We start from the raw sequence: 24,145 nt of genomic DNA on the forward strand, positions 1-24,145 counted from the left end.
CAGTTTTTGTATGTTTTCCTACCGGCTTCAAGCTCAGTCCATTTCGCTATCAGCCTTGGGCTGCCGTCCGTGGCAGCCCATATGAAAACATTCAAAAACTGCTTTAAGATTCTACTAGGCTCATTTCAAAATCATGCAATTAATACTAATATTGCCGCCACTGCTATTGCTCTAGGTAGAGTGTGTCTGTGAGATACATACAGTACCTTCGAATAGTCAAAGCCGTGAATAGAAAAATAGAGGCCAAGCGGTTTGCCTGGCCTCTACTATAATTAAAGGAGAAATAATGAATCTATTAGATAAGTGAAGCTACACACTTCTCAACTTCCTTCATGTCAGCTGTTGGCTCAAAGCGAGCAACAACGTTACCTTCACGGTCTACGATGAACTTTGTGAAGTTCCACTTGATCTCTGAATTGTTCTTGTAATCCTTGTCAATTTTCTTAAGCATAGCGCTCATTGCAAGAGCCTTAGGTCCTTTGCCGAAGCCCTCAAATGTCTTCTGTGACTTAAGGTACTTGAAAAGCTCAATAGCTGTCTCACCATTTACGTCAGCCTTCTTCATCTGAGGAAACTGTGTGTTGTAATGAAGTGAGCAGAACTCGTGAATTTCTTCATCTGTACCAGGTGTCTGACCTGCGAACTGGTTGCAAGGAACATCTACAATCTCAAGTCCCTTGTCATGGTATGTCTCATAGATGCTTTCAATATCTTTGTACTGTGGTGTGAATCCACAACCTGTGGCTGTATTAACTACCATTACTACCTTACCCTTGTAGTCAGCCATTGCCTGAGCTTCACCATTTGTCTTCTCTACTGTTAAATCATAAAATCCCATTCTAATTTCCTCCTTGATAGGTACGGGCTGTGCCCTTTTGTTTATAGTTCATTTAATTGTGCGCAATCTTTATTTGATGATTTGATTGTACGCAATTTAATTTTATTTGTCAACTACTTTTTTTATTTTTTTTATAATTCTTTTTTGGTAAAATTATATTGGGTTTAAAAATGGTAAAGGGGAGTTGAATAATGTTACTTACATCTATTAAAAGAATCTTAAAGAATAGTGCTATCTGCGCTACTGTTATTTCCACTGTTGTATTTTCTACAACCATTTCTTCACAGGCTGCTGCATATTCCGTCACACCAGAAACCGGGGTACTCTTATCCTGCGTTGGAACGGAAGTTTTCTCAGATGCCAATCCTGGAACCTACGTTACCACTGTAAAGGCCAACACACCTGTAAATGTAATTGGCCGCACCAGTAATGGTTTTTGGCAGGTGGATGTTAATGGTACGCCATACTATATTTCCCAGCAGGCATTGTCTACCATGCCAAATAAAACAGCCTATAGGCTTACATCCTTTGATGCTGGTGCAGTGCTTGTTGCCAATGCTTCAAATGGAAAGCTTATATATTCTCAAGGAGCCATGGATAAGCTTGAGCCTGCCAGCACCACAAAAATCATGACTGCATTGCTTACTGTAGAGGCAATTGAAGCAGGGCGAATATCTTTAGATACACCTGTCATGGTTTCGAATTCTGCCCTTGCTACACTTCCATCAGACGCAAGCCATGTATCTCCTAGGCTTAGTCCTGGAGAAATAATGAACGTAGACCAGCTGCTTACAGCTATGATGGTTAGCTCCGATTGTCAGGCCAGCAATGTGTTGGCAGAACTTGTGGCTGGCTCAGTTCCAAATTTTGTTGCCATGATGAACGCAAGAGCTGCTCAGCTTGGTTGCGTCAATACCAATTTCACTAATCCATCTGGCTATCCTGATGTAAATATGTACACCAATGCATATTCATTATATATAATCACATTAAATGCTATTTCACATCCACTGTTCAATCAGTACTTTGGTAAGACAACAGCTGTGCTTCCAGCCACTAACACTTGCCCTACACCTAGAGTCATTTCAAACACAGACTCTCTTATGGATGTAAACAGCGTTTACTACAATCCGTCAGTAATAGGTGGCAAAACAGGCAGTGCCAACCGCGCCGGTCAATGCCTGGTTTCAGTAGCATCCTCTGAAGGCAAGACTGTTATCTCCGTGGTGCTTGGAGCCAAAACAAGAACAATGTTTGACGGCAACAGGGTGGCTATGCGCTACGCTGAATCTAACCGCCTAATTAACCTTGGATTTGAAAACTATTAAAATAAGGCCACCTGCAAGTAACAGCGGGTGGCCTTTATTGTGTCAATATTAATTTACTCTACAGCATTGATTAGAGCAAAAATCTCTTCTTTGATTGCTGCGTTTGTAGCAAGTGCATTCTCACGAGAATCACGGTTTGAATAGAAGTAGAACTTAATCTTTGGTTCTGTTCCTGATGGTCTGATTGCAAACCATGAACCGTTATCAAGGAATAATCTGATTGCATTCTGTGGTGGAATGTCCTCGTAACCATTAATGTAATCGATTACCTTTTCTACCTTTGCGCCAGCAACCTCTGTTGGCATGTTCTCACGGAACCATTTCATCATTCGCTGAATACGCTGTGCTCCAGGAATTCCCTCTAGGATAATGTTTGGCTCGTCCTCTGCGAAGAAACCGTACTTAGCGTAGATTTCCTGAAGAACATCCCAAAGTGTCTTGCCCTGCTTTCTGTAATATGCAGCTGCCTCTGCAACCATCATACCTGCAGAGATACCGTCCTTGTCGCGGATATCTTCGCAGATAGCATATCCGACAGACTCTTCATATCCAAAGAGATATGTGTAACCATTCTCATGAAGATATGGGATTTTTCCACAAATGTTCTTAAATCCTGTAAGAGTTTCAAACATTTCCACACCGTAAGCCTTAGCCATGATTGTAGAAAGTGTAGATGTAACGATTGACTTAACCATTGCACCCTTAGCTGGTAAAGTTCCTGCATCCTTGTGACCTTCTAATATGTAATTAACAAGCAGATATCCTGTCTGGTTACCGTTAAGAGGTACATAGTTGCCCTCGCTGTCACGAATCTCAATGGCAAATCTGTCTGAATCAGGGTCTGTAGCCATAAGAAGCTCTGCACCAAACTTACGTCCATACTCCTCTGAAAGCTTAAATGCCTTAGGGTCCTCTGGATTAGGATAACCTACTGTTGTGAAGTCAGGGTCTGGATTTTCCTGCTCAGGTACGATTGTCCAGTTAGAGAAGCCTCTGTCTGTAAGCATCTGTCTGAATGGGATTGAACCGCAGCCGTTAAGTGGTGTGTAAACAAGTGGAATGCTAAGGTCAAGCTCGTCTCCTTCGTGAATTGCAAGAGACTCTATCTTATCAAGATATTCTCTATCATATTCCTCACCAAGAACTGTGATTTTGCCAGCCTTTACGCACTCATCAAAATCAGCCTTCTTAACGCCATTCCACATATCTACAGCATTAATGCACTCTGTCATTCCATCTGCAATCTCAGATGAAACCTGGCATCCATCATCCCAGTATGCCTTGTAGCCATTGTATTCCTTTGGGTTATGGCTTGCTGTGATGTTGATACCTGAAACCGTACCAAGTCTTCTAATCATGTAAGCAAGCTCAGGCGTAGGACGAAGGTCTGGGAAAACATAGACCTTAATTCCATTTGCTGCAAATATGCCTGCTGCAAGCTGTGAAAATTCCTTTGAGAAGTGACGTGGATCATGGGCAATAACAACACCCTTTTCCATTGCTTCCTTCCCCTTTGAAACGATAAAATCAGCAACACCCTGTGTAGCCTTGCCAACTGTGAAGAAGTTCATGCGGTTTGTACCTGCACCAACCTTACCACGAAGTCCTGCTGTTCCAAATGAAAGATCCTGATAAAATCTATCCTCTATATCCTTTTCATCGTTTTTGATAGCTTCAAGCTCTGCCTTTAAAGGGTCATTTGCTTCAAGCTTTTGTAACCACTCGTTATATCTTTCCTTGTAGTTCATAGTTCCTCCTTATTAATCAGATAAATCAATATCCATATTTATATTAAAATTATATTGTGGATATGCCTTACTTATAGCATCAACAATTGTGTTAAACAATTCTCTTCGGTTAGTAGCATCAAAGCTAATTACTAAGTCAAAGCTTACTGTTTGATTTGCTTCATCAAAATAAAAACCGTGGATTTGCTTAACATACTCGTATTTCTTTGCAAATTTGGATAATTCTTTTCTTAACAAATCTGCTGGTGAATCTTTTTTATTCTTGCAATAGATGCCGATTCCCTCTAAAAGTACCCCTGTTTCACCAAGGACTTTATGTGTAATCTCTCGCTGCAGCTGGTCAAGGCGCGCCATATCCATATCCTCATCTACCTCGATATGGATTGAACCTACATAGCGCTCTGGACCATAGTTGTGAAGGCTAAGGTCGTATGCACCAAGGACATCGTCAAATCCTACAACTACTCGCTTTACATCATGACTTAGCTGCATCTCAATTCGCTCACCCAATATATGAGAGATAGTGTCTGCAATCATTTCATAGCCTGATTTAATAATGACTATAGAAATGATGGCACCAAGCCATGCCTCAAGGCTTACACCTGAGAAAATAAAGATAATAGCCGCAACCAGTGTAGATGCTGAAATTACAGAATCAAGCTTTGCATCTTCGCCTGAAGCCACCAGGGAATCAGAATTAACTTCCTTGCCCACCTTTTTAACATAGGTTCCTAAAACAATCTTTACCACTACAGCAACAGCAACGATAATAAGACTGCTTGTTGTGTATTCTGGTATAGATGGATTTATAATCTTCTTTACCGACTCAATTAAGGAAGTGATACCTGCGTAAGATACAATAATTGCTATAATTGCAGCACTGATATATTCTACTCTTCCGTGTCCAAGTGGATGCTTCTTGTCAGGCTCCTTACCTGCAAGCTTTGTTCCAACTATCGTAATTACGGATGACAATGCATCACTTAAATTGTTAACAGCATCAAGAACAATAGCGATAGACCCTGTTACAGTACCAACAAATGCTTTAAAAGCGGCTAGTAGGCAGTTAGCACCAATACCAAGGATACTTGTTTGAATAATCTTTTTGTTTCGTTCCATGTTAGCTACTTTTTATTCTTAAGATTCTTAACGTAAGTCTTAAGCTCCTCCTTCGTTTTTTTATTCAGTTTTTCCATTTTCTTAAGCACATCATACTCTGCTGTGCCCTCACTTGCGATGAGGAAATCTACCTCACCAGCCCCCTTAGAAGGAATAGTATCCTGTAAAACCTCAAATGGAGAAACATCCAAAACATCACAGATAGACATAATCTTATCTGCCGATGGATTAGTTTTCTTTCTTTTCCAATCACTGATGGTACTCTGGGCAATGCCAGTGCGAGTAGCCATCTCAAGCTGCGATACCCCTTTTTCCTCCATTAACATAAAAATTCTCTCACTAATAATCATAATGCACCCCCTCCATTATTGCATATACGATAATAATATTTATTATACTCAATAATAATCTTAGTCACAAGTTTAGCCTAAAGCTACTGATTTGCCTTTTCTTATCAGAAACCAGAAAGCTACAGTGATGCATGATGTCTTTGCTTTTCATTATACATAAGCCTATCAATAATCTGTTGAAATTCCTTTGCACTCATTCCACTGGCATGATAATATTCTTCAAATCCACAGCTAACATCAACTCCATTTGGCCAGCCATGCTTTCTACTAGCCTTTGCTACATCAGTGTGAAGAATATCAATCTTTTTTGAAACCTCATATTTAGAAGCCTCTTCAACAACAATGCAAAACTCATCGCCACCAAATCTGCCAATATACGCATTTTCTCCAAAAATATCAACAAGAATGTCTGCAACCACCTTGATAGCTTTGTCACCTGCATCATGACCTAAGCTATCATTGATTTCCTTGAAATTGTCAATATCAATCATAACTGCAGTAAAATCCCGACCTGTGGACGCAGCATTCTTAACCATATCCTGCATCTTAATATCCAGACCACGCCTGTTTAATAAACCAGACAGATAATCTACATTAACGTCTCTGCTTTGGTAGAAGAAAAATAGTATAAGGCATCCCAGTGAAATACCTGCATAGGTAGTGTCAAGCTCAGCTAAGAATACCTGTAATACAGAGCCTATAAATGAAAATGCTGGAAGAAACAGCACCGCCTGCTTGTATTCGCTCATAATATTATTTCTAAATGCAATGGCATATACCACCAGCAAACAGATAAAAATCATTAGCAATATGGCTCTTGGATAAAAAAACTCTCCCCTATAATAAACACCATCTTCAAAATAGTAGAACCATTTTGTCTTAAATACTGTAGCCAAAAATACCAAAACAAAGTTTGTAACCGCAAAAAGCTCAAAGGCTATTCTAAAAGTTGCTCTAGGCTTTTTATTTCCATCATCCATCCAACAATCCATATAATAGACTGCAAAAAGAATATCTACAGGATCTAATAAAAAGATAATGAAGTACCCTATCTGAGAGAAAATTAAAAAATCGTTTGGATAAGTCTCTCCAATTCTACCGATTGACTCCGAAAGCAGTAAAACAAGGGTGCATTTTAGTATAGCGGAATATTTACGCCCCTTTTGAAGCCGTGATGATTTATTCTGAAAAATCAGCAATAGCACCAATAGGAAGGACGTGAAAAAGTTAAGTGTTATCCAGCTTGCTACCTCAACCATATTTCACCTTTCATCTAACTAATCCCATTAACGAACATACTACAAGTGTATGATACCATATAAAATCCATAAATCTGTGAATTAAAAAAATCACCTGAATTAGCTGATTCCATAGTAATCAGTTGTTTCAGGTGATTTTACCTATATGCTAGTGTTATTCAAGAATAATCTGATATTCACTAGCAAAAGCATCACTAGGATTTAGGCTGTTGCCATATTCTCTCTCTTCAAGCTTTTGGTTAAAGCCCACTCTATCGCATCGCCCGAACCATGGTTCAATACATACAAATGGTGCATGCTTTGCAACTGGTGACCACACACCAAATAAAGGTGTAGGGCATGTCACTGAAAGAAGAGGCTTTTTATCCTTGTCTAAAATAGTCACCTTATCTGCCTGTTCATCTTCTATCACCAAGGCATCCTTTGAAAAAAGCTCATCGGACATCTTAAGAATTCCATCTTCTAATGAATAATTATCCTTTTCATCAGAAAGGCATCCACTGCCATCACCAGCAATAACATTAGCTGTGATTGCTTCTAATGCCTCCCCTGCCTTTTCAAATCGAAGATAATCTGTATCAAGATCCACGTTAAAAGCAGGATGTGCTCCGATTGAAAAATACATTTTTCTGCTGTCAGTATTTAATACATTCCAACATACCTTAACTGTATTTTCCTCTATTACATATGTAATAGTAAGCTTGAAATCAAATGGATATTTTTCGTGGGTGCTATCATCAGAATTAAGCTCAAAAACCAGCTTGTTCTCACTCTCACTCGCCAATGCAAAATCCATATCTCTGGCAAATCCGTGCTGTCCCATTTCGTAGGTCTTTCCATCATATACTGATTTCTTCTGATAGTAGCTACCTACAACCGGGAACAATACAGGAGATGTTCTTCCCCAAAATGCAGCATCAGCCTGCCACATCATTTCTTTATTATCGTATTTACGAATCAAGGATTTTATCTCTGCACCATGTTCTGCCACTGTTAGCTTAAGGTTATTATTTTCAATTGTATAATTCATTTGTCTCTCCTAATTCAAAGTCCTTCTATCTTACATCCAACTATTTACTATCTTGATTTCTTCCATGTATCCTGCGTCATCATTTGGTGTTTCAAGGATGAAAGGAAGCTTCTGAAGAGCTGGATGAAGAGCTATACGTTTCATTGCTTCCATGCCAATAAATCCCTGACCTAGCTTTTCGTGGCGGTCTTTTGCGGCGCCACATTCATTTTTGCTATCGTTAAAATGAATAGCCTTTAAACGGTCAAGCCCTATTATTTTATCAAACTTAGTAAGCACACCATCAAAATCATTTACTATATCATATCCACCATCCCAAATATGGCAGGTGTCCAAGCAAACACCAAGCTTATCGTTTAAGGTGGTGCGGTCAATAATTTCTCGCAGTTCTTCAAAGGTCTTACCCACTTCCGAGCCTTTACCAGCCATAGTCTCTAGCAAGACGGTGGTTTGCATATCAGGCCACAGTGCTTCGTTTAATCCATCTGCAATCTGTTTAATCCCTGTTTCAACCCCTTGGCCTGTATGAGAGCCGGGATGAAAATTATAAAGCTGATTTGGAACCTGTTCCATTCTTTGTAAATCCTGCTTTAGCATATCCAGTGCATTTGCCCTGGTTTCAGGCTTAGCAGAGCAAAGATTCATAGTGTAGCTGGCATGCGCCACCAGCTTACCAAATTTCTTTTCACCTAAGATTTGCTGGAGTTTTTGCACATCATCTCCATCTATATCCTTAGCTTTTCCACCACGTGGATTTCGTGTAAACCAGGCAAAGGTATTGCCGCCAAAATCTACCATGGTACGCCCCATGGCTTCATATCCATTAGTCACTGACAAGTGACAACCTATGTATATCATATATTACCTCTAAATGCTTTATAGTAGCTTAGCTACCATACTAATAACTTTTCCAAGATTTTCTATATCTGTGGAAACTTCCCCTGTTTCAAGGGAATGATTTGCCTTTGGAATTACCACATAGGTAAGTGATAACTCATCGCAAAGCTGAGTACACATATCTGTATCGCAAAGTGGGTCAGCATCACCATGGAAAACAAAGCCCTCGCATGGATTAATATAGGCAAAGGTTGTTTCTATAGGAGTTAAAATAATCTGGTGTGCTTCAAGCTCATAGGTCATATTGTACCTGGCAGCCAGTGCTGAACCAATACTTTTTCCTATAAATACAATCTTTTCATAATCCGTAAATACGATATCTTTTAACTGCTCTGTAACCTGCTCAAATGCATTATCAAAGGCTTCCATCCTTTTTTCTTCATCTGCCTTGATTACAGAACCAGGCTCTGGTAAATCATACTTTATTTCTACAACTTCGTAATCCTTAGCCTTTGCAAGCTTTTTTGAATAATAAAGAAGTGGTTTATCTGTGTGATAGCCTATCCCTGGAAAAATTACTGCTAATTTCTTACTCATACTTTCCTCCGTGCCTTCTATACTTCAAAATCCAGGCAACTTCTGATTTTTGTGTAAGGTCTAACCTTTCCATCTGCCACTGCTACATGCTCTGGATGCACTGCATAACCCTTTAGGGCATCCTCATTTTCAAATGTAGAATCAAGCATCAAATCTGCATTTGAGCTGGCAAGACCATTGATGTTAACCTTGATATCAATCATACCTGGAATCTTTCCTGCAAGACCTTCTAATCCTTCCTTGATACCAAGCTTTACCTGCTCCTTCTCCTTGGCTGAAAGCTCATCCTTAAGTGTCCATAAAATAATGTGTTTTACCATTGTTATCTCCTTTCTTATAAACCACCCTTCATACTCCAATTCCCCTGGTTTTATAATAACCTCTTAATTTCTTCCATACGGTTATTTATCATTTTACCATAAAAAAACTGTAATATACTAAGAGCTAAACCTATATCAATTATTCGCCCTATTAACAATAAATATTCCAAGACTCACAAGTACAAGCGCCACCAAGTATTTTAAAGTGATTGTCTGCCACTCTGACAAGAATATTGCCGAAAGGATTGCTCCAAAAATTGGATTCGTAAATCCGTATATGGTGACTGATGATACTGGATTGTACTTAAGTAGCACACCCCAGATGGAATAAGCCACTGATGATATCAATGCCATATAAATAATGAGTGGAATGCCGGCAGGGGATGTCATGTGAAGTCTGCCACCAGCCAGTAATCCTACGATTATCATTATAAGACCACCAATAATAAACTGATATCCGCTGAGCGTGACAGGATTTTCCCTGAGGGAATATTCCTTAATAAGTACTGATGAAATAGCATAGGATACTGAAGCTATAAGGATAAAACCTTCGCCATTTATTGCAAAGCCTGCGCCCATGTCGCCGCCAGCTAAGCTAACCAGTATCACACCTGCAGCCCCCAGCACGCAGCCTACCATCTTATTGGTAGTGAGTTTTTCCTGTTTCCTCACAAGGGAAGCCATCAGGATTGCGAAGAAAGTGCTCATGCCATTAATAATAGATGATTTCACTCCTGATGAGTGTGCAAGTCCCATGTAGAAAAAGAAATATTGAAGGACAGTCTGGAAGATGCTGAGCTTGCAAACCATTCCCCAAGACTGCTTTTTAGGATACAATAACTTTTTCTGTAATAAGCTGCCAAAAACAATCGCCAAAATTCCTGCTAAGAAAAATCTGATTCCCGCGAAAAGAATCTGTGACATGCTATCACCAGCGCCTATTTCAAAAAGCCTGTAGCCAATTTTTATACTTGGAAATGCACTGCCCCACAGCAAGCAGCAAAGTATTGCCAGACCGCATACTACAATTTTGTTTTTTAATATACTTTTATTTTCCATCTAATATCTCTACTTACTTTATAATTGGACTTTGCATGCCCTACAGATTAGTTGTTAAGCTGTTTCCAATCCTCTTTTGTCATGAGATTTACCACATTTGTCCTAACCTCATTTAAAAGTGGCACCTTAACATTTTCATCTGTTCTATTATACTTGAATCCAAGCTTTTCTTGAACACGTTTTGACTTTTCATTTCCTTGGAAATATGCGCACCAAACCTTTGAAGCATTCAAATCTTCAAAGGCTCTTTTTAAGAGAAGTGTGCAGGCCTCAGGCATAATGCCCTGACCCCAGTAAGGCTTTCCCAGCCAATAACCAAGCTCGCACTCATCCTTATTTTCATAATGAAACATCAAATCAGCAGTGCCGATTGGCTCCCCTGTCTCCTTCAAGCAAATGGCATAATTTTCAGGATTCGTAAATACGTTATTTATCACGTTGATGCTTTCTTCTATTGTCTTATGAGCAGGCCATCCGCAAGGGCTTCCAACCTCTTTTTCTTTTGCCATGCTAAATAAAACCTCTGCATCATCCTCTCTCCAATGGCGAAAGCCTAATCTTTCTGTCTCAAATAAATATTCAGTTTTTGTGCTCATGTCGTCATCCTCCTACTCGTAAATATGTTAAACAATGGGCAGGTGCTTGTGTACACCTGCCCCTATTGCAGTCGTTTTAGCTAAGCTTAGCTTCCCATTCAGCTTCTTTAAATCCAAGCAACACAAAGTCATCTCCTATCACAAGTGGCCTTTTTACAAGCATTCCATCTGTTGCTAAAAGATTTAGCTGCTCATCTTCACTCATATCTGGAAGCTTCTTAGAAAGCTCCATGCCACGATAAAGCTGACCGCTAGTATTGAAGAACTTTTTAAGTGGCTGACCACTTTTCTCATAAGCCTCCTTAAGAGTTGCTTTGTCCGGATTACTTCCCTTAATATCTATGAGCTCATATTTGATTTTATTATCATCTAGCCATTTCAAAGCCTTCTTGCATGTAGTGCATCTTTCATAGCAATATACTTTCATAACCTAATACCTCCTACGAATATTTTAAATAGTATACTAAACTCTTATTTTATTGACTAGTACTATTACCACTTTTACATTTGTTTTTATCTTTTGATTTTGCTAGACTAGCTTATGGATTTTATTAATTTCATATTATGAAAGAGGTTAAGATGATTAAAACAATTATTTTTGATATCGGTGGAGTGCTTATCGGCTACGACTGGACTGCCTATCTAATGAAAGAGTTCAATAATGACGTAGCACTTGTTGAACGCATAAAGGAAAACGTATTTGGTAATCACAAATGGGATGAAGTGGACCGTGGTGTTTTAACAGATGACGAATTACTTGCGTCCTTCACTAAGGATGCTCCTGACATCAAAGATGAAATCACACATTTTTGGGAGACCTGTGGTGATGCATTATGGCAATATGATTTTGCTAAAGACTGGATTAAAGAGCTGAAAGCCAGAGGCTATCAAGTGCTTTATCTATCAAACTGGTCATATCATTTGCGAAAGCTTGCTGCAAAACAGATGGATTTCCTACCTTTGCTAGATGGAGGCGTTTTCTCTTGTGAAGAAAAGCTAATTAAGCCTGACCACGCAATTTATGAGCGTATTGTTGAAAAGTACAATCTGAAACCAGAAGAATGTGTATTTATTGATGATTCTGAGCGCAATGTAATTGGTGCTAGAGAGTGCGGCCTTTACGCTGTTCATGCCAAGGATAAAAACCATGATATAGCAGTTTCCGAATTAGAAGCACTTCTTAACCAGTAATTTTAAGGAGCTAGTTGACTTTATGAACATAGAAAACAAAAATGGAGTATCATTTTTAACATTTGATTCATTTAAGACTGCTGGTGTCAAGCATGGCTTTTCCACCAGAATAGGCGGTGTCAGCGAAGGCGTTTTCGATTCCCTAAACCTAGGCTTTAACAGAGGGGATTTAGATGAAAATGTCCGTGAGAACTATCGCAGAATCGCATCAGCACTTGATATGAATTATGAGCGCATGTGCCTGTCAAAGCAGACTCACACTACAAATGTAATCATTGTGGATGAGAAGGATGCTGGAAATGGATTAACAAAGCCTTTGCCATACGATGATGTGGACGGATTAATCACAAATGTAAAAGACATGCCGCTAGTTACATTCTACGCAGACTGTGTTCCACTATTCTTCTATGATCCTGTAAAGGAAGTGGTGGCATTGTCTCATTCAGGCTGGCGTGGAACTGTTGGCAAAATCGGAAAAGTGACAGTTGAAAAAATGCATGAAGCATTTGACTGTAATCCTTCTGATATTTTGTGTGGAATCGCTCCTAGCATCTGCAAGGATTGCTATGAAGTTAGTGTAGATGTGGCAGAAGAATTTATAAAAGCTTTTGGTGATTCACATAAAGCAGAACTGCTTCGTCCATCTATCTTTAATCCAAATGACAAGGATAAATATATGCTTGATTTATGGGCTGCCTGCCGGCTGGTGTTTCTTGAGGCTGGCATTCCTGAGGAGCATATCGAAATTACGAATTACTGCACCCGCTGCAATCCCAAACTTTTCTATTCCCATAGAATCATGGGAGCTAATAGAGGTAGCCTTGCAGCATTTATTTCTTTATAAAAATAAGACCTTGAAGAGACTTATTCATTAAGCTTTTCAAGGTCTTTTTAATTTACGCTTATTTCTACATTGCTGTCTAGCTATGATAGAGTTTATTTCCTTCGTAACGTGGTTCGCAGGTGAGTTGCATACCTAGCTGCTTAAATACTCCCACATCCACTGAAGAAAGAATAACTGAGGAATGTACCTCTGCACCATCCATCTGTGGGATGCAATCGTATGCCTTCTTTGCATTTTCATTGCTTATAGATTCCATAGAAAGAGCAATCAAAAGCTCATTCAAATGAAGATGTGGATTGTGATCTCCCAAATGCTGTGTCTTAAGGTTCATAATTGGTGTAAGCACTTCTGGCGAAATCAGCTTTACTTCATCTGGTATTCCTGCCAAATATTTTAAAGCATTAAGAATCATAGCTGATGAAGCACCTAACATCTGAGATGTTTTGCCTGTAATGATTTGACCATCTGAAAGCTCCATTGCAGCACATGGCACACCTGTTTGTTCAGCTTTAATATTTGCAGCGGAAACAACTAATCTATCTGCTGGTGAGATGCCGGCCTTTTCCATAAGAAGCTCTAGCTTCTGAATAGCAGAATCACTACCATCTCCCTTACGCTTTGCAACTACAGCCTCATAATAGCGGCGGATGATTTCTTGGTTAGATGCATTGCGGCACACATCGTCATCAATAATTGCATTACCAGCCATATTTACACCCATATCTGTAGGTGATTTATAAGGAGATTCTCCTGAAATTTTTTCAAACATAGTCTTAAGTACTGGGAATACTTCTACGTCGCGGTTGTAGTTTACAACAGTCTCTCCATAGGCATCAAGGTGGACTGGGTCAATCATGTTCACATCATTTAAATCTGCTGTTGCTGCCTCGTATGCCAGGTTTACAGGATGATTTAATGACAGATTCCATATTGGGAAGGTTTCGAATTTGGCGTAACCAGCCTTAACCCCACGCTTAGACTCATGATAAAGCTGCGAAAGGCATGTGGCCATCTTTCCACTTCCTGGCCCTGGTGCTGTAACAACTACTAGCGGCCTGGTTGTTTCGATATAATCGTTCTTTCCAAAGCCTTCATCGGATACTATGTATGGAATATTTGATGGGTACCCTGGAATGATGTAGTGTCTGAATACCTTAAGGCCTAGTGCCTTAAGCTTTTTCTCGTATGCTACAGCAGATGGCTGCTCTGCAAACTGAGTAAGTACAACAGAACCTACATACAAACCATAGCTTGTAAAAGCATCAATAAGCCTGAGAAGATCCATATCGTAAGTGATACCAATATCCCCACGAACCTTGTTCTTCTCAATATCTCCTGCCTTGATAGCAATTACGATTTCTGTTTTGTCTGCAAGCTCCTTGAGCATAGTGATTTTTGCATCTGGCTTAAATCCAGGCAAAACTCTTGATGCATGATAATCATCAAAAAGCTTTCCACCAAACTCAAGATAAAGCTTTCCACCAAACTGGTCTATGCGCTCTCTAATATTCTTTGATTGCATCTCAGTGTATTTTTCGTTACTGAATCCTAATTTCCTCATAATTTCCTTCTTCTAAAATGTATTTAATTAATGCCTATAAGTTTATCATGGATTAGGGATTAATCCAATAATTTTGGTATAAAATAAATCATTTTTTCTTTCATAGTGCCCTCCATTTCTTATGTGTTTTCTTGTTAGCTCATATGTTAAGGGCTGCCCCAAGGGCAAGGTCAACAGCTTTTTTTGAAATTTATTCAATTTCCATTCCATACTTATCCAAATCTACCTTTCCGTTTTGGATGACAATTCCATCAGCCTCCAAAAGCTCCTTCTGAGCCCAGGCTCCGCCAAACACATACTCGCCAGCCAGCTCGCCTTTGGAATTTACTACTCGATAGCAAGGAATATTTTCAAAATCCGGATTTTTGTGGAGGGCATTTCCTACAGCGCGGCTCATTTTAGGATTTCCTGCCATAGCAGCCACCTGTCCGTAGGTTGCCACCTTGCCCTTAGGGATGCGCTTTACTGCTTCGTATATACGTTTTGTGGGAGAATCTGTTACCAGGTCATAGCTTTCAGCAATCATTCGTTTAACATCTTCATCAGGAATACTGCCATCTAAAATTATAGTGTTCCAATGCTCCTTGTTTTGGTGATATCCAGGAAGCACCGCATCATAGGTGCGTCTCCAGAAATCTCTCCACTCCGGGTCGCATTTTAGATTCAAGCAAATCTGCCCATCCTTTTCATAAGACCATAGAAAAGCCTTCTTGCTAGGTTTCACCCTTATCAGCTGCCAGTTCTGGTCGTGAAATGGAGCCTCCTGATACGTATATGGAAATGTAAGGCCGTAGCTTAGTGCCTCTTCTCTGGTTTTCATTATAATCCCCCTTTTACCACACAAATGGAATAATTCTATATTTTACCCGCTCTTTGTACTGCTTGTATCCAGCGAGTCCCTCTTCAAGTACCTGTTCCTCGTTTCGAATGCGCTTTGCAATGATTGGAAGATATACAAGCATTATAACAAATGAAAATATTGAGCCTAGAATGATTGGCATAGATAAGAATAACAGAACTGTTGCCATATACATAGGATGACGGACGATTCCATAAAGCCCTGTGTCTACCACCTTTTGGCCTTCCTGTACTTCTATAGTTCTTGAAAGATATTCATTTTCCCTTAGCACTTCTGCGTATAATGCGTAGGCTAAAAGAAAAATCACTGTACCAGCAATCGTCACCCAGGCTGGCAGCACTAGCCACGAAAATCTGAAATTTAAACCTGCAATAACGAATGAAGCTAAAAACATCAGTCCACTGAACAAAACCACTTCTTTTTGCTCTAACTGTTCTTCCTTTGCATTAAGTCGCTTTCGCAAAAGAGATGGATTTTTCTTCATTAGAATCAAACCCGCTACAAACATAGGGATAAAAAGCACTGCCATAAAAAGCCACGCCTGCCAAAAGTCAAAGCTTCCTGCCGCTGGAAAAAGCAGCAATCCCACTAAGAGCACGCCTGCGAAAAATTTAATTAGTGCTGAACAAAAAAGCTTCTGCGTATTTATTTCCATTTTATCCCTCCAATAATTGCCAACTAACTCCTCATTTGATTATAGCAAATCCAGTGTCAGCTGTTCATATCTCTCAGGCAAATCATTCAGATAATTAAAGCAATCATCAGGTTTATAAAGGATATTATGAGCTTTGCAGGTGTCCTCAAAAAGTCGCATTAGCTTGTGGCTGTTAGGGCTTGGAACATTATAAGAATTGCCATAAGTCTCGATGTATTTTTCTTTCAATCCTGGAAAATTTTTATCCAAAGCTTCATAAAAATACTCCCTGTCACCTTCCCTCAGGGTCACGCCCATATCAAAGCAAATAATGCCCTTCACACCTACGCGAATACATTCTTCAAGTATCGCATTTACGTTTTCTTCTGTATCGTTTATAAAAGGAAGAATCGGCGTCAGCCAAACCACTGTTGGAATGCCACGCTTTTGCATCTCCTCTAACACCTGTATTCTGCGCTTTGTGTTGCAGACATTTGGTTCTAGGATAGCGCACAGGTCATCGTCATAGGTAGTCAATGTCATCTGCACTACAGTCTTTGCCTTTTGATTGATTTCATCCAGCAAATCAATATCTCTAAGTATTCTGTCTGACTTTGTCTGAATCGCTATGCCAAATTCATATCTTGAAATAATTTCTAAGCACTGCCTTGTAAGCTTTAGCTGCTCTTCACAGTGCATATACGGGTCAGACATGGAGCCTGTGCCAATCATGCATTTCTTTCTTTTGGATTTAAGGGCGCCTTCCAAAAGTTCTGGTGCATTGCTCTTCACCTCAATATCCTCAAAGGCATGGGTAAACTGATAGCATTTGCTTCTGCTATCACAATAAATACAACCATGTGTGCACCCGCGATATATATTCATACCGCAGCGACCATTATTTGTAGTTAGTATCCCCTTCGCATTTACGAAATGCATTTACTCCTCCATTTTCTTTTGTACAGTGGCATATCATACTCATCTTTCCCATTTTCTACAAATCCAAGAGTTTTCCAGAATCGTACCGAATCTTCTTTCGTACTGTTGATTTCATAGTAAACCGCACCATCCTGCTTTGTATATTGCTCTAAAGCTTTAAAACATTCATGGCCCCAGCCCTTATTTCTGAATTCCGGAAACACCCAAAAATCCAAGATAAAACACTTACCATCTTCACTTGAGTATGTGTTATATTGTGCAGCTCCTATCTTCTTTTCTTCGCTCACAAAATAAATCATATGATGCTTATCAACAGCTCTCTCCATATGTGCCTTAATAATTCCACGATACTCTTCCCCTGAAAAATATTCTATATCCTCCTCGTCACTTATGATGTTTTCATCAACAAGATATTTAAGATGTATCTTCCAAAAATCATCAATCTGGCTAACTGGTATTTCATCAATACGTATTTCATCACTCATTTGCATGTCTTCTCCCAATATTTCTCCTTTAATTCCGTTTCAAAGTCATCCCTCTGAGCATTTTTTACTTTTGGGATGCATTTTAACAAAATCAAACTAATCCTAGATACATTTTCAATGTTCTCGGCTTTTCACAAACTCATATACCTTTTCTGACCATTCCCATATGTCCGTACAATCATTGTCTAAATAAAATGTCCTACTCTCCAAATCATATGGAATGATTGCTTTAAACACAGCTCTTTCAGCCGATGGTATAATAATAGTATCAACCCAATCAGACAATTTTACTTCTTCCTTAATCTTTAGTGGTAATACGCCCTCAAATGTTGCATTTGGATGTTTTACAATTTCATCATACCGAAAGAAAAATCTTACTCCTGGTGTAAAGTATGTGCTTAAATCTTCCTCTGTGGGAAAACGCTTCAGTTTCCTCTCTATAACCAATCGGTCCCCGGCCTGACAGTTTCCCCATGCAAACATTACATAATCAAAATAATCTTCTGGGTCATTTGCTGCATTTCTGCTTTCTGCTTTTAATACCGATGCCGGAACACCTCTCCATTTGGTAGGTGCTTGTAAAGCTCCACATTTAAAAATCTTTACAGCATTTTCAATAGGTGCCGTGTGGCAAACGAAATCAGTCATACATCCTTTATACCTTGGGCAGGCTACACATTCTGTAATCTTTTTGGGAACTGCTACGCGCTCGCCCGCCTCATAAATTGACCTATAATTATCAATAGCTCTGACTATGGAATCAGTTGCTTCTATAGTGCACTCCCTACCATTCCTTTGCTCATAACTTTCAAAATCCAATATGGTTTGAATTTCCCATTCTGTAATATAAGGGTAGTTAGTGAGCTTTTTGTAAAAAACACCATCCCAGCACTCAGTACAATCAAATTCTCCTATTTTAATCAACATTTAAAACCTCAATTTTTCTATTGGCTTGTCCGTTCTAACCAATAATGTCCTTGTGTTTTTCAACCTCATTTTTATATCCATAAGAAATGACGTGACATCGTGCAGCCAGGTAACTATTCGAATCAGCATATTTTTCGTCTACTCCATGGTCACTTATGAATCTTCTTTGCTCTGATTCAAAATCAGCATGTCCTGCACTAACGAAATCAACATAATCATTGATTCTAACTCCGATATTCTTTAATCCCATCTTTTTCATGAATACTGGTACTCTCACTCCAACTTGATAATCTCTGCCGCCAGATTGTTCTTCCGATAGCCACCTTTGCTTTAGGAAATCATCGATTTCAAACGGATCATAGTTGCTATTGTCTACAAAAATACCAGCATTTTCCATGCGTCTACTTGGCTCAATACATATAACTAATCCATTCTCTTTTACTGCACCAATCATCTTCTTCAATATATCTTCCGGCTTTGTAAGATGTCGAAGCAACGCCTGACATATAGCTATATCATATTCTGATGTAGGCTCATACTCATTTAAATCTGCAACTTCAAAGCAGACATCCTTTTGTCCTGCAAAAATTTCTTGTGCCTCAGCTATAAGTGCCTCAGAAATATCAATCCCCTTATAGGTACTTCCCTGCGGAACTAACGGCATCAGCATCTGAGCCAAATATCCATATCCACAGCCAAAATCAATTATTCTAACCGGCTTATCTATCTTCCATACATATTTTACAAGGAACTCAAAATAATCATTGTTCCACAAATGCTGTCTTGTGCTGTGTAAGTATTCCTTTTTTAATCCCCAATCTTTATTACTGCTATCAGGCACTTTCTCACAATCTCCTTTTTTAGAATCTGGCTATCGTTGAATTCTATAATATATAAAGCTATCATCTTCCTTTACATATTTGAATCCAACTTTTTCAATAACATGCTGACTTCTGGTGTTCTTTTTCACTGTATCTGCATTCACAGCAATCATTCCCAGCTCATCAAAAGCATACTTGATTGCAAGCTGCTCCGCCTTTGTACCATAGCCTTTTCCCTTAAAATTATCATTTTGCATATGGATACTGAGAGTACATTCATTATTGTCATAATCTATTTGCTTTAGCTGTAATTCGCCGATTGGCTTATCAGACAGCATTATCACAAACATTATTCTTGATGAATCCTGTTTTGAATCAAAGTATCTATTTACCGCATCTTCAGCGTATTCATATGGCTTGAATAGGCTCATATCCATATAGATAGCTTCATCATTTTCCCACTCTTTATAAAGCTTATGGCACAGTTCTCTTGTCATTCGTTGCAGTTTTAGTTCTTCCATGTTGTCCTTAATCCACCCTTTCGTATGTCATCCAATTTCAGGTATTCGACAGTCTTCCGCGCACTTTCGGAAAGAAAATCATTGTTCATATCTGAATTCAACCTCATCAAGTTTACCAGTAATATGATTTCTATTTTCTGTAGGAACAAATCCCTGTCGCAAATACAGGCGCTCCGCTCCCTTGTTATTCTCTAAAATCCATAGAGATGGGATTAGTCCCAACTTCTGAATCTTAGCAATAACATAACCAAGCAATTGTGTTCCATATCCTTTGTTCTGGTGCTCTGGTAAAACATATAAGTCTTCTATAAGTCCCTCATTTATCGACACAACCGCAACTGGCTCTTTATCATAAAGCAGATAAAACTTGCTACCATTCTTCATTTTTGCCCTGATATATTCCTTTTGATGTTCAACCGTATGCTTCTGTATGAAGTCCTCATTGCAAAAAGAACGATGTGATTCCTGCCAAGAAACAGAATGGATTCTGGCTGCATCAGATATGTTTTCTTCTGTCACTGGGATAACTATGTTCTTTTGTGCCTCTACCACTGTAAAGTCATCCATGTCATACATCTTTCCAGTCTCTTTAAATCCATTCTTATGCCAGAAATGTTCTGCCTGAGGATTCCCTTTTACCCATCCTAACTGAATATCTGAGTATCCTTGGCTGCAAATAAACTGGCTCATTTCACTAATGATTGCACTTCCAACGCCCTTTCCTTGTACAGAAACATCAGTCATAAAAAATCCGATATAAGCAATGTCTTCATCTGGATATCCCAATATCAAATCCATTACTGCAATCAAATTATCATTATCAAAATATCCTAAATAGAATTTATCTTCCCTTCTCTTTCCCGGTGGTAGTGCCGTCATATCAGCCTTTATACTTTCAGGAGTCACAAATGGTGGACAGAAATCGTAGTACAGTGTATTCTTGCTACATAAGCTATAAATACTCGAAACATCGCTCTTTCCAAGCAGTTTTACTGCATATTTTTGGGAAAGATTGTCAACTTTTAACTTCATCATCTTTATAGTATCCTTTACTTTTCATTTTCCTTGCACCAGCACAGTATTCGAATGACTATAATGCAATAGAAAAATCTTCGTATGAATGTACCCCACTTCCATGATGCAATCCTCCATTTTGTTCAAGTTGCCATAATGCCTCTTCAATATCACCAATAATTGAGGTAGGTATATTAATTGCATGGTGTCCTGGAAATATTCTATCTACACTTAGTTTCCTAATTTTTCTTATAGAATCATAAAACAATAAAGGATCTGTAGAAAGATAATTAACATACAAACATCCTTTGTAAATCAAGTCACCCGAATACAAATACTTTCTGTCAGGTTCGTAAAAGCAGCAATGTCCAGGAGAATGGCCTGGTGTATGAATCACTTTAACTAAACGTTCGCCCAAATCAAAGTAATCGCCATCATGAAGTATAATCTGAGGCTCACCTTGAAAAACGTAGTACTTTTCAATATCAAAATCTCTAGGAGCATCAAAGCTCTCACGAGTCAAATTTGCCTTCACAACGCTTAGTGGCAAAGGGAACTTCCCGTTAAGCCATGGCTCTTCCAATTCATGAACAGCAATATTATCAAATAACGAATGTCCGCCTATATGGTCCCAATGAACATGTGTAGTTACCACCATCACTGGAAACTCAGTAATGGAATCAACAACTGCTTTAATATTAGCAATTCCAAGGCCAGTATCTATCAAAATCGCCTTTTGAGAGCCAAGCAGAAGATAACACCTTGTTTCTTCCCAATGTTTATTTTCACATATTACGTATGTTTGATTATCTATTTTTTCAACTGAAAACCAATCATTCATAACCCTACCTTATATCCAATCCTAACCTGATTATAGCTTCAATAATTCCTTTGCTCTCTTAAGAACATGAACTTCCCTATTTGCAACAAGCCTTCCCAGGCTCGTACATCTGCACCTTTCATATTCCCCAAGGTCTTGGTGTCATCAACGTAGTTTTTTCTATCCCAGGAAGTACATCATAAATTGAGCAGCCCATCAGCTCTTCAAAATACTCTTTTATACTAAATGCTACTTCCCACCCTTTGATATAGCCTTCCATAATGCCATATCTTCTTGTGACATCAACAAATCGCTTTTCTAAAATAACAAAGCCATAATCTGTTGCAAGAGAATCGCATAATTGAATTAACTTATCATAATCATCTGGCTCTCCGTAATTCATGATGTAATCCTTTATGACCTTCTCATGTTCAGTTTCAGGCTCATAACTGAACTCATCCTGCATTCGAAGATAAGAATGGGTCATGCAGATTCTGGCCACCTCATCCCAGCCTTTTTCCATACAATATTTATATCCATCATAAACATGGGTCGGAATATCGGTTATTCCAGCTCTTCTGCCTATATCATGCAAAAGCCCACAAATATAGGCTTTTTCAGAATCTAGCCCCGGCACTTTTTCTGCAATATATTTGGCTGCAGCTCCTGTATTCATAGAATGCTTAACCCAAGGACCTGGATTAAGTCTGCCTGCTATTTCTAACTCTTCAATTGCCTCATCAGCTGTTGGTAACATCTAATCTCCTCCATTGCACTTGCGCTTTAATAATCCCACTATCCCTGATATCCATTACAACTCCATCTCATAGCAAAGCATTGGCTGCTCATATATCTCGCACTCGCCAACCTTGTTAAATGGAAAGGCAGAATAACATTTAAGTGCTTTTAAATTATGTCTGTTTACCAAGAAATGCAGGCTTTTATAGCTTCTATCTCTTAGCTCTTCCAAGCCTGTTTCTATCATTTCTTTTGCTAAGCCTTTACTTTGACAATCAGGGCTGACTGCAAGACGTGAAAGTTCTCCGCCAGGTTGTAATTCAGATGTCCAACACTCCAAATTGTTAACCTCTTTATCGTCATCAACAGATATTGCGGCTATTATCTTGCCCTCTTCTCTCATTATAAGTAACGCATCTCTAGATAAATCAAAATCTATTGTTTCCATTGAAGGATAGTCTTCATTCCATGGGCAATATTTTCTACCCAGCTGGGATTTATATAGTTTAAGAATTTCGTCTTTGTCTTTTGCTGTAGCTTTCTCGATTACCCGCATGTTGTCCTCCATTTCTTATTACTACAAGTCTGCATCCACAGAACTACCATCCTTATGCCTTACAACTCCATCAATTATTTCCGCTGATTCCCTTGGAATAGGTAGACCACCTTAAAACTTCAGGGCAAACAGAAATGACCTCATGACCTTTTAAATATTCAAGAGTCTTTCCATCCTGTACTCGTCCACCTAGCTCCTCAATTCCATATTATGTCCAATAACAATTGCCTTCGAATCCGTGCCATGTCCTATTTCAGATGTTTTAGCCACAGGCAATGTATTAGGAATATGTCCTTTTAGCAAATCAAATACACTTTGTTTTGCGCCTGACTTTTCATACGCTGTAAATGTTCCAAGTATTATTCCCTCTACTTGTTTAAACACTCCCATCTGTTCAAGTTGCGTAAACAGCGCCGCTATTTGGCTAATCTTACCGCCATACGCTTCCAATAAAAGAATTCTGCCTTTCATATCAGGCCAGTACTCTGTTCCCGCCAGTTTTAGCAAGCATCTTATATTTCCACCTACAACAATGCCTTCCATTCGTTCACCCTGAAGAAATGTATATTTAATATCAAACAATTCATTATTCTTTTGGGATACAAACTCCGCATATCGTTTTCTCTGAAGTTCGCCATTAGCATAAACCAAGTTCTTAATCTGATACAAAACAGAAGATTTTCCCGTTTTTGTAAAAATAGCATTTATTATAGTTGTAAGGTCACTGTAGCCCCAAAACATTTTATTGGTAGCCGCAATAACATCCCAATCCAAGTATTTCAAAACGCCATTTGCCAAATCTCCACCGGATATATCATATATGGCATCAATAGAATCATCTTGATAAAAGCCCATCAAATCCTCAGCGCGTTCCTCATCCGTTCCGCTAAATGAATCTTCCTTAACGTAGATATGTTTTGCAAACACAACCTCTATTCCTTGTTCATAAAGAATTGTTTCTAATTCCTCATTCTGCTTTTCCCATTCTTTCAATTGCCCGTCCGAGCATGCTGTTATTCCTACTTTCATTAGTACCTTCCCGTCATTCTCCGTAGCTTCTTATGTTTCAAAATTGTAAAAGGATATTTTGCAATTTCAACTTCTTCTCATAATACTATATATGTTGCATATACGCATTTTATCTAATATCAAAA

28 protein-coding genes are annotated in these 24,145 nt (G+C 38.9%); 3 read left to right on the top strand and 25 right to left on the bottom strand.

Annotated features, from left to right (window positions below):
* Positions 1–295 precede the first annotated feature (295 nt).
* A complete protein-coding gene (locus IJ535_RS08515) occupies positions 296–838 on the bottom strand; it encodes a glutathione peroxidase (RefSeq protein WP_294294819.1) in 543 nt (180 codons plus the stop codon).
* Between the two features lie 191 nt (positions 839–1,029).
* Between IJ535_RS08515 and IJ535_RS08520 the strand changes: the two genes are divergently transcribed.
* The gene (locus IJ535_RS08520; protein ID WP_294301318.1) at positions 1,030–2,166 is read left to right on the top strand and encodes a serine hydrolase; all 1,137 of its coding nucleotides are present in this window, start codon (positions 1,030–1,032) and stop codon (positions 2,164–2,166) included.
* Positions 2,167–2,219: 53 nt separating this feature from the next.
* Here the strand turns inward: IJ535_RS08520 and IJ535_RS08525 are convergent, their stop codons facing one another.
* The 11 genes from IJ535_RS08525 to IJ535_RS08575 all read right to left on the bottom strand — a co-directional run bounded on the left by IJ535_RS08525 (position 2,220) and on the right by IJ535_RS08575 (position 11,508).
* Positions 2,220–3,914: a phospho-sugar mutase gene (locus IJ535_RS08525; RefSeq protein WP_294301323.1), complete on the bottom strand. Its 1,695-nt coding sequence runs from the start codon at positions 3,912–3,914 to the stop codon at positions 2,220–2,222.
* Positions 3,915–3,926: 12 nt separating this feature from the next.
* The gene (locus IJ535_RS08530) at positions 3,927–5,033 is read right to left on the bottom strand and encodes a cation diffusion facilitator family transporter (protein ID WP_294301326.1); all 1,107 of its coding nucleotides are present in this window, start codon (positions 5,031–5,033) and stop codon (positions 3,927–3,929) included.
* 5 nt (positions 5,034–5,038) lie between these two features.
* Positions 5,039–5,383: a helix-turn-helix domain-containing protein gene (locus IJ535_RS08535; protein ID WP_294294831.1), complete on the bottom strand. Its 345-nt coding sequence runs from the start codon at positions 5,381–5,383 to the stop codon at positions 5,039–5,041.
* A gap of 119 nt (positions 5,384–5,502) precedes the next feature.
* Positions 5,503–6,375 carry a GGDEF domain-containing protein gene (locus IJ535_RS08540; protein WP_330619555.1) on the bottom strand — a complete coding sequence of 291 codons (873 nt, stop codon included), beginning with the start codon at positions 6,373–6,375 and terminating at the stop codon, positions 5,503–5,505.
* 421 nt (positions 6,376–6,796) lie between these two features.
* A complete protein-coding gene (locus IJ535_RS08545) occupies positions 6,797–7,672 on the bottom strand; it encodes an aldose 1-epimerase family protein (protein ID WP_294301332.1) in 876 nt (291 codons plus the stop codon).
* Positions 7,673–7,702: 30 nt separating this feature from the next.
* Positions 7,703–8,530 (bottom strand): deoxyribonuclease IV, encoded by an 828-nt coding sequence (locus IJ535_RS08550; protein WP_294301335.1) that lies wholly within the window; start codon positions 8,528–8,530, stop codon positions 7,703–7,705.
* A gap of 18 nt (positions 8,531–8,548) precedes the next feature.
* On the bottom strand, positions 8,549–9,106 hold the full coding sequence (locus tag IJ535_RS08555) for an alpha/beta hydrolase (RefSeq protein ID WP_294301338.1): 558 nt from the start codon (positions 9,104–9,106) through the stop codon (positions 8,549–8,551).
* A gap of 17 nt (positions 9,107–9,123) precedes the next feature.
* Complete coding sequence (locus IJ535_RS08560) at positions 9,124–9,426, bottom strand: Dabb family protein (RefSeq protein WP_294301341.1); 303 nt, start codon at positions 9,424–9,426, stop codon at positions 9,124–9,126.
* A gap of 135 nt (positions 9,427–9,561) precedes the next feature.
* A complete protein-coding gene (locus tag IJ535_RS08565) occupies positions 9,562–10,485 on the bottom strand; it encodes a DMT family transporter (protein ID WP_294301344.1) in 924 nt (307 codons plus the stop codon).
* A 47-nt stretch (positions 10,486–10,532) separates the two neighbouring features.
* Positions 10,533–11,081 (bottom strand): GNAT family N-acetyltransferase, encoded by a 549-nt coding sequence (locus tag IJ535_RS08570; protein ID WP_294301346.1) that lies wholly within the window; start codon positions 11,079–11,081, stop codon positions 10,533–10,535.
* A gap of 76 nt (positions 11,082–11,157) precedes the next feature.
* Positions 11,158–11,508, bottom strand: a complete 351-nt coding sequence (locus IJ535_RS08575; protein WP_294301349.1) for an arsenate reductase family protein — start codon at positions 11,506–11,508, stop codon at positions 11,158–11,160.
* Positions 11,509–11,660: 152 nt separating this feature from the next.
* Between IJ535_RS08575 and IJ535_RS08580 the strand changes: the two genes are divergently transcribed.
* Complete coding sequence (locus IJ535_RS08580) at positions 11,661–12,272, top strand: HAD family hydrolase (RefSeq protein ID WP_294301351.1); 612 nt, start codon at positions 11,661–11,663, stop codon at positions 12,270–12,272.
* 22 nt (positions 12,273–12,294) lie between these two features.
* Positions 12,295–13,116, top strand: coding sequence for a peptidoglycan editing factor PgeF (gene pgeF / locus IJ535_RS08585; RefSeq protein WP_294301353.1), 822 nt, complete (start codon positions 12,295–12,297; stop codon positions 13,114–13,116).
* 76 nt (positions 13,117–13,192) lie between these two features.
* Here the strand turns inward: pgeF and IJ535_RS08590 are convergent, their stop codons facing one another.
* The 13 genes from IJ535_RS08590 to IJ535_RS08655 form a co-directional block, all read right to left on the bottom strand.
* Entirely contained in the window at positions 13,193–14,677 is a 1,485-nt protein-coding gene (locus IJ535_RS08590) for a DUF1846 domain-containing protein (RefSeq protein ID WP_294301355.1), read from the bottom strand.
* Positions 14,678–14,867: 190 nt separating this feature from the next.
* Positions 14,868–15,497 carry a methylated-DNA--[protein]-cysteine S-methyltransferase gene (locus tag IJ535_RS08595; protein ID WP_294301358.1) on the bottom strand — a complete coding sequence of 210 codons (630 nt, stop codon included), beginning with the start codon at positions 15,495–15,497 and terminating at the stop codon, positions 14,868–14,870.
* A gap of 13 nt (positions 15,498–15,510) precedes the next feature.
* On the bottom strand, positions 15,511–16,191 hold the full coding sequence (locus tag IJ535_RS08600; RefSeq protein WP_294301360.1) for a methyltransferase family protein: 681 nt from the start codon (positions 16,189–16,191) through the stop codon (positions 15,511–15,513).
* Positions 16,192–16,230: 39 nt separating this feature from the next.
* The gene (locus tag IJ535_RS08605; protein WP_294301362.1) at positions 16,231–17,109 is read right to left on the bottom strand and encodes an SPL family radical SAM protein; all 879 of its coding nucleotides are present in this window, start codon (positions 17,107–17,109) and stop codon (positions 16,231–16,233) included.
* Complete coding sequence (locus tag IJ535_RS08610; RefSeq protein WP_294301365.1) at positions 17,097–17,594, bottom strand: GNAT family N-acetyltransferase; 498 nt, start codon at positions 17,592–17,594, stop codon at positions 17,097–17,099. Before IJ535_RS08610 ends, IJ535_RS08605 begins: the two co-directional genes overlap by 13 nt.
* A gap of 114 nt (positions 17,595–17,708) precedes the next feature.
* Positions 17,709–18,521 carry a hypothetical protein gene (locus IJ535_RS08615; RefSeq protein ID WP_294301367.1) on the bottom strand — a complete coding sequence of 271 codons (813 nt, stop codon included), beginning with the start codon at positions 18,519–18,521 and terminating at the stop codon, positions 17,709–17,711.
* Positions 18,522–18,555: 34 nt separating this feature from the next.
* Positions 18,556–19,362, bottom strand: a complete 807-nt coding sequence (locus IJ535_RS08620; RefSeq protein WP_294301370.1) for a class I SAM-dependent methyltransferase — start codon at positions 19,360–19,362, stop codon at positions 18,556–18,558.
* Positions 19,363–19,392: 30 nt separating this feature from the next.
* Positions 19,393–19,863, bottom strand: coding sequence for a GNAT family N-acetyltransferase (locus IJ535_RS08625; protein WP_294301373.1), 471 nt, complete (start codon positions 19,861–19,863; stop codon positions 19,393–19,395).
* A 78-nt stretch (positions 19,864–19,941) separates the two neighbouring features.
* Entirely contained in the window at positions 19,942–20,898 is a 957-nt protein-coding gene (locus IJ535_RS08630; protein ID WP_294301375.1) for a GNAT family N-acetyltransferase, read from the bottom strand.
* Positions 20,899–20,953: 55 nt separating this feature from the next.
* Positions 20,954–21,718 (bottom strand): MBL fold metallo-hydrolase, encoded by a 765-nt coding sequence (locus IJ535_RS08635; protein WP_294301378.1) that lies wholly within the window; start codon positions 21,716–21,718, stop codon positions 20,954–20,956.
* A 118-nt stretch (positions 21,719–21,836) separates the two neighbouring features.
* Positions 21,837–22,454, bottom strand: a complete 618-nt coding sequence (locus tag IJ535_RS08640; protein ID WP_294301380.1) for an HD domain-containing protein — start codon at positions 22,452–22,454, stop codon at positions 21,837–21,839.
* 54 nt (positions 22,455–22,508) lie between these two features.
* On the bottom strand, positions 22,509–22,991 hold the full coding sequence (locus IJ535_RS08645; RefSeq protein ID WP_294301383.1) for a GNAT family N-acetyltransferase: 483 nt from the start codon (positions 22,989–22,991) through the stop codon (positions 22,509–22,511).
* Positions 22,992–23,180: 189 nt separating this feature from the next.
* Complete coding sequence (locus IJ535_RS08655; protein WP_294301387.1) at positions 23,181–24,020, bottom strand: S66 family peptidase; 840 nt, start codon at positions 24,018–24,020, stop codon at positions 23,181–23,183.
* Positions 24,021–24,145 lie beyond the last annotated feature (125 nt).

The organism is Pseudobutyrivibrio sp. (assembly GCF_017471675.1).
Taxonomy (GTDB): domain Bacteria; phylum Bacillota; class Clostridia; order Lachnospirales; family Lachnospiraceae; genus Pseudobutyrivibrio.

Excerpts from the sequence above, each read along its gene's own strand:
- IJ535_RS08595 (WP_294301358.1), bottom strand. The coding sequence starts at position 15,497 with ATGAAAACCAGAGAAGAGGCACTAAGCTACGGCCTTACATTTCCATAT.
- IJ535_RS08600 (WP_294301360.1), bottom strand. The coding sequence starts at position 16,191 with ATGGAAATAAATACGCAGAAGCTTTTTTGTTCAGCACTAATTAAATTT.
- IJ535_RS08625 (WP_294301373.1), bottom strand. The coding sequence starts at position 19,863 with ATGGAAGAACTAAAACTGCAACGAATGACAAGAGAACTGTGCCATAAG.
- IJ535_RS08645 (WP_294301383.1), bottom strand. The coding sequence starts at position 22,991 with ATGCGGGTAATCGAGAAAGCTACAGCAAAAGACAAAGACGAAATTCTT.
- IJ535_RS08630 (WP_294301375.1), bottom strand. The coding sequence starts at position 20,898 with ATGATGAAGTTAAAAGTTGACAATCTTTCCCAAAAATATGCAGTAAAA.
- IJ535_RS08635 (WP_294301378.1), bottom strand. The coding sequence starts at position 21,718 with ATGAATGATTGGTTTTCAGTTGAAAAAATAGATAATCAAACATACGTA.
- IJ535_RS08565 (WP_294301344.1), bottom strand. The coding sequence starts at position 10,485 with ATGGAAAATAAAAGTATATTAAAAAACAAAATTGTAGTATGCGGTCTG.
- IJ535_RS08555 (WP_294301338.1), bottom strand. The coding sequence starts at position 9,106 with ATGAGTAAGAAATTAGCAGTAATTTTTCCAGGGATAGGCTATCACACA.
- IJ535_RS08520 (WP_294301318.1), top strand. The coding sequence starts at position 1,030 with ATGTTACTTACATCTATTAAAAGAATCTTAAAGAATAGTGCTATCTGC.
- IJ535_RS08570 (WP_294301346.1), bottom strand. The coding sequence starts at position 11,081 with ATGAGCACAAAAACTGAATATTTATTTGAGACAGAAAGATTAGGCTTT.
- IJ535_RS08535 (WP_294294831.1), bottom strand. The coding sequence starts at position 5,383 with ATGATTATTAGTGAGAGAATTTTTATGTTAATGGAGGAAAAAGGGGTA.
- IJ535_RS08615 (WP_294301367.1), bottom strand. The coding sequence starts at position 18,521 with ATGTTGATTAAAATAGGAGAATTTGATTGTACTGAGTGCTGGGATGGT.
- IJ535_RS08655 (WP_294301387.1), bottom strand. The coding sequence starts at position 24,020 with ATGAAAGTAGGAATAACAGCATGCTCGGACGGGCAATTGAAAGAATGG.
- IJ535_RS08575 (WP_294301349.1), bottom strand. The coding sequence starts at position 11,508 with ATGAAAGTATATTGCTATGAAAGATGCACTACATGCAAGAAGGCTTTG.
- IJ535_RS08580 (WP_294301351.1), top strand. The coding sequence starts at position 11,661 with ATGATTAAAACAATTATTTTTGATATCGGTGGAGTGCTTATCGGCTAC.
- IJ535_RS08550 (WP_294301335.1), bottom strand. The coding sequence starts at position 8,530 with ATGATATACATAGGTTGTCACTTGTCAGTGACTAATGGATATGAAGCC.
- IJ535_RS08545 (WP_294301332.1), bottom strand. The coding sequence starts at position 7,672 with ATGAATTATACAATTGAAAATAATAACCTTAAGCTAACAGTGGCAGAA.
- IJ535_RS08610 (WP_294301365.1), bottom strand. The coding sequence starts at position 17,594 with ATGAGTGATGAAATACGTATTGATGAAATACCAGTTAGCCAGATTGAT.
- IJ535_RS08540 (WP_330619555.1), bottom strand. The coding sequence starts at position 6,375 with ATGGATTGTTGGATGGATGATGGAAATAAAAAGCCTAGAGCAACTTTT.
- IJ535_RS08515 (WP_294294819.1), bottom strand. The coding sequence starts at position 838 with ATGGGATTTTATGATTTAACAGTAGAGAAGACAAATGGTGAAGCTCAG.
- IJ535_RS08560 (WP_294301341.1), bottom strand. The coding sequence starts at position 9,426 with ATGGTAAAACACATTATTTTATGGACACTTAAGGATGAGCTTTCAGCC.
- IJ535_RS08590 (WP_294301355.1), bottom strand. The coding sequence starts at position 14,677 with ATGAGGAAATTAGGATTCAGTAACGAAAAATACACTGAGATGCAATCA.
- IJ535_RS08530 (WP_294301326.1), bottom strand. The coding sequence starts at position 5,033 with ATGGAACGAAACAAAAAGATTATTCAAACAAGTATCCTTGGTATTGGT.
- IJ535_RS08605 (WP_294301362.1), bottom strand. The coding sequence starts at position 17,109 with ATGCATTTCGTAAATGCGAAGGGGATACTAACTACAAATAATGGTCGC.
- IJ535_RS08525 (WP_294301323.1), bottom strand. The coding sequence starts at position 3,914 with ATGAACTACAAGGAAAGATATAACGAGTGGTTACAAAAGCTTGAAGCA.
- IJ535_RS08640 (WP_294301380.1), bottom strand. The coding sequence starts at position 22,454 with ATGTTACCAACAGCTGATGAGGCAATTGAAGAGTTAGAAATAGCAGGC.
- pgeF (WP_294301353.1), top strand. The coding sequence starts at position 12,295 with ATGAACATAGAAAACAAAAATGGAGTATCATTTTTAACATTTGATTCA.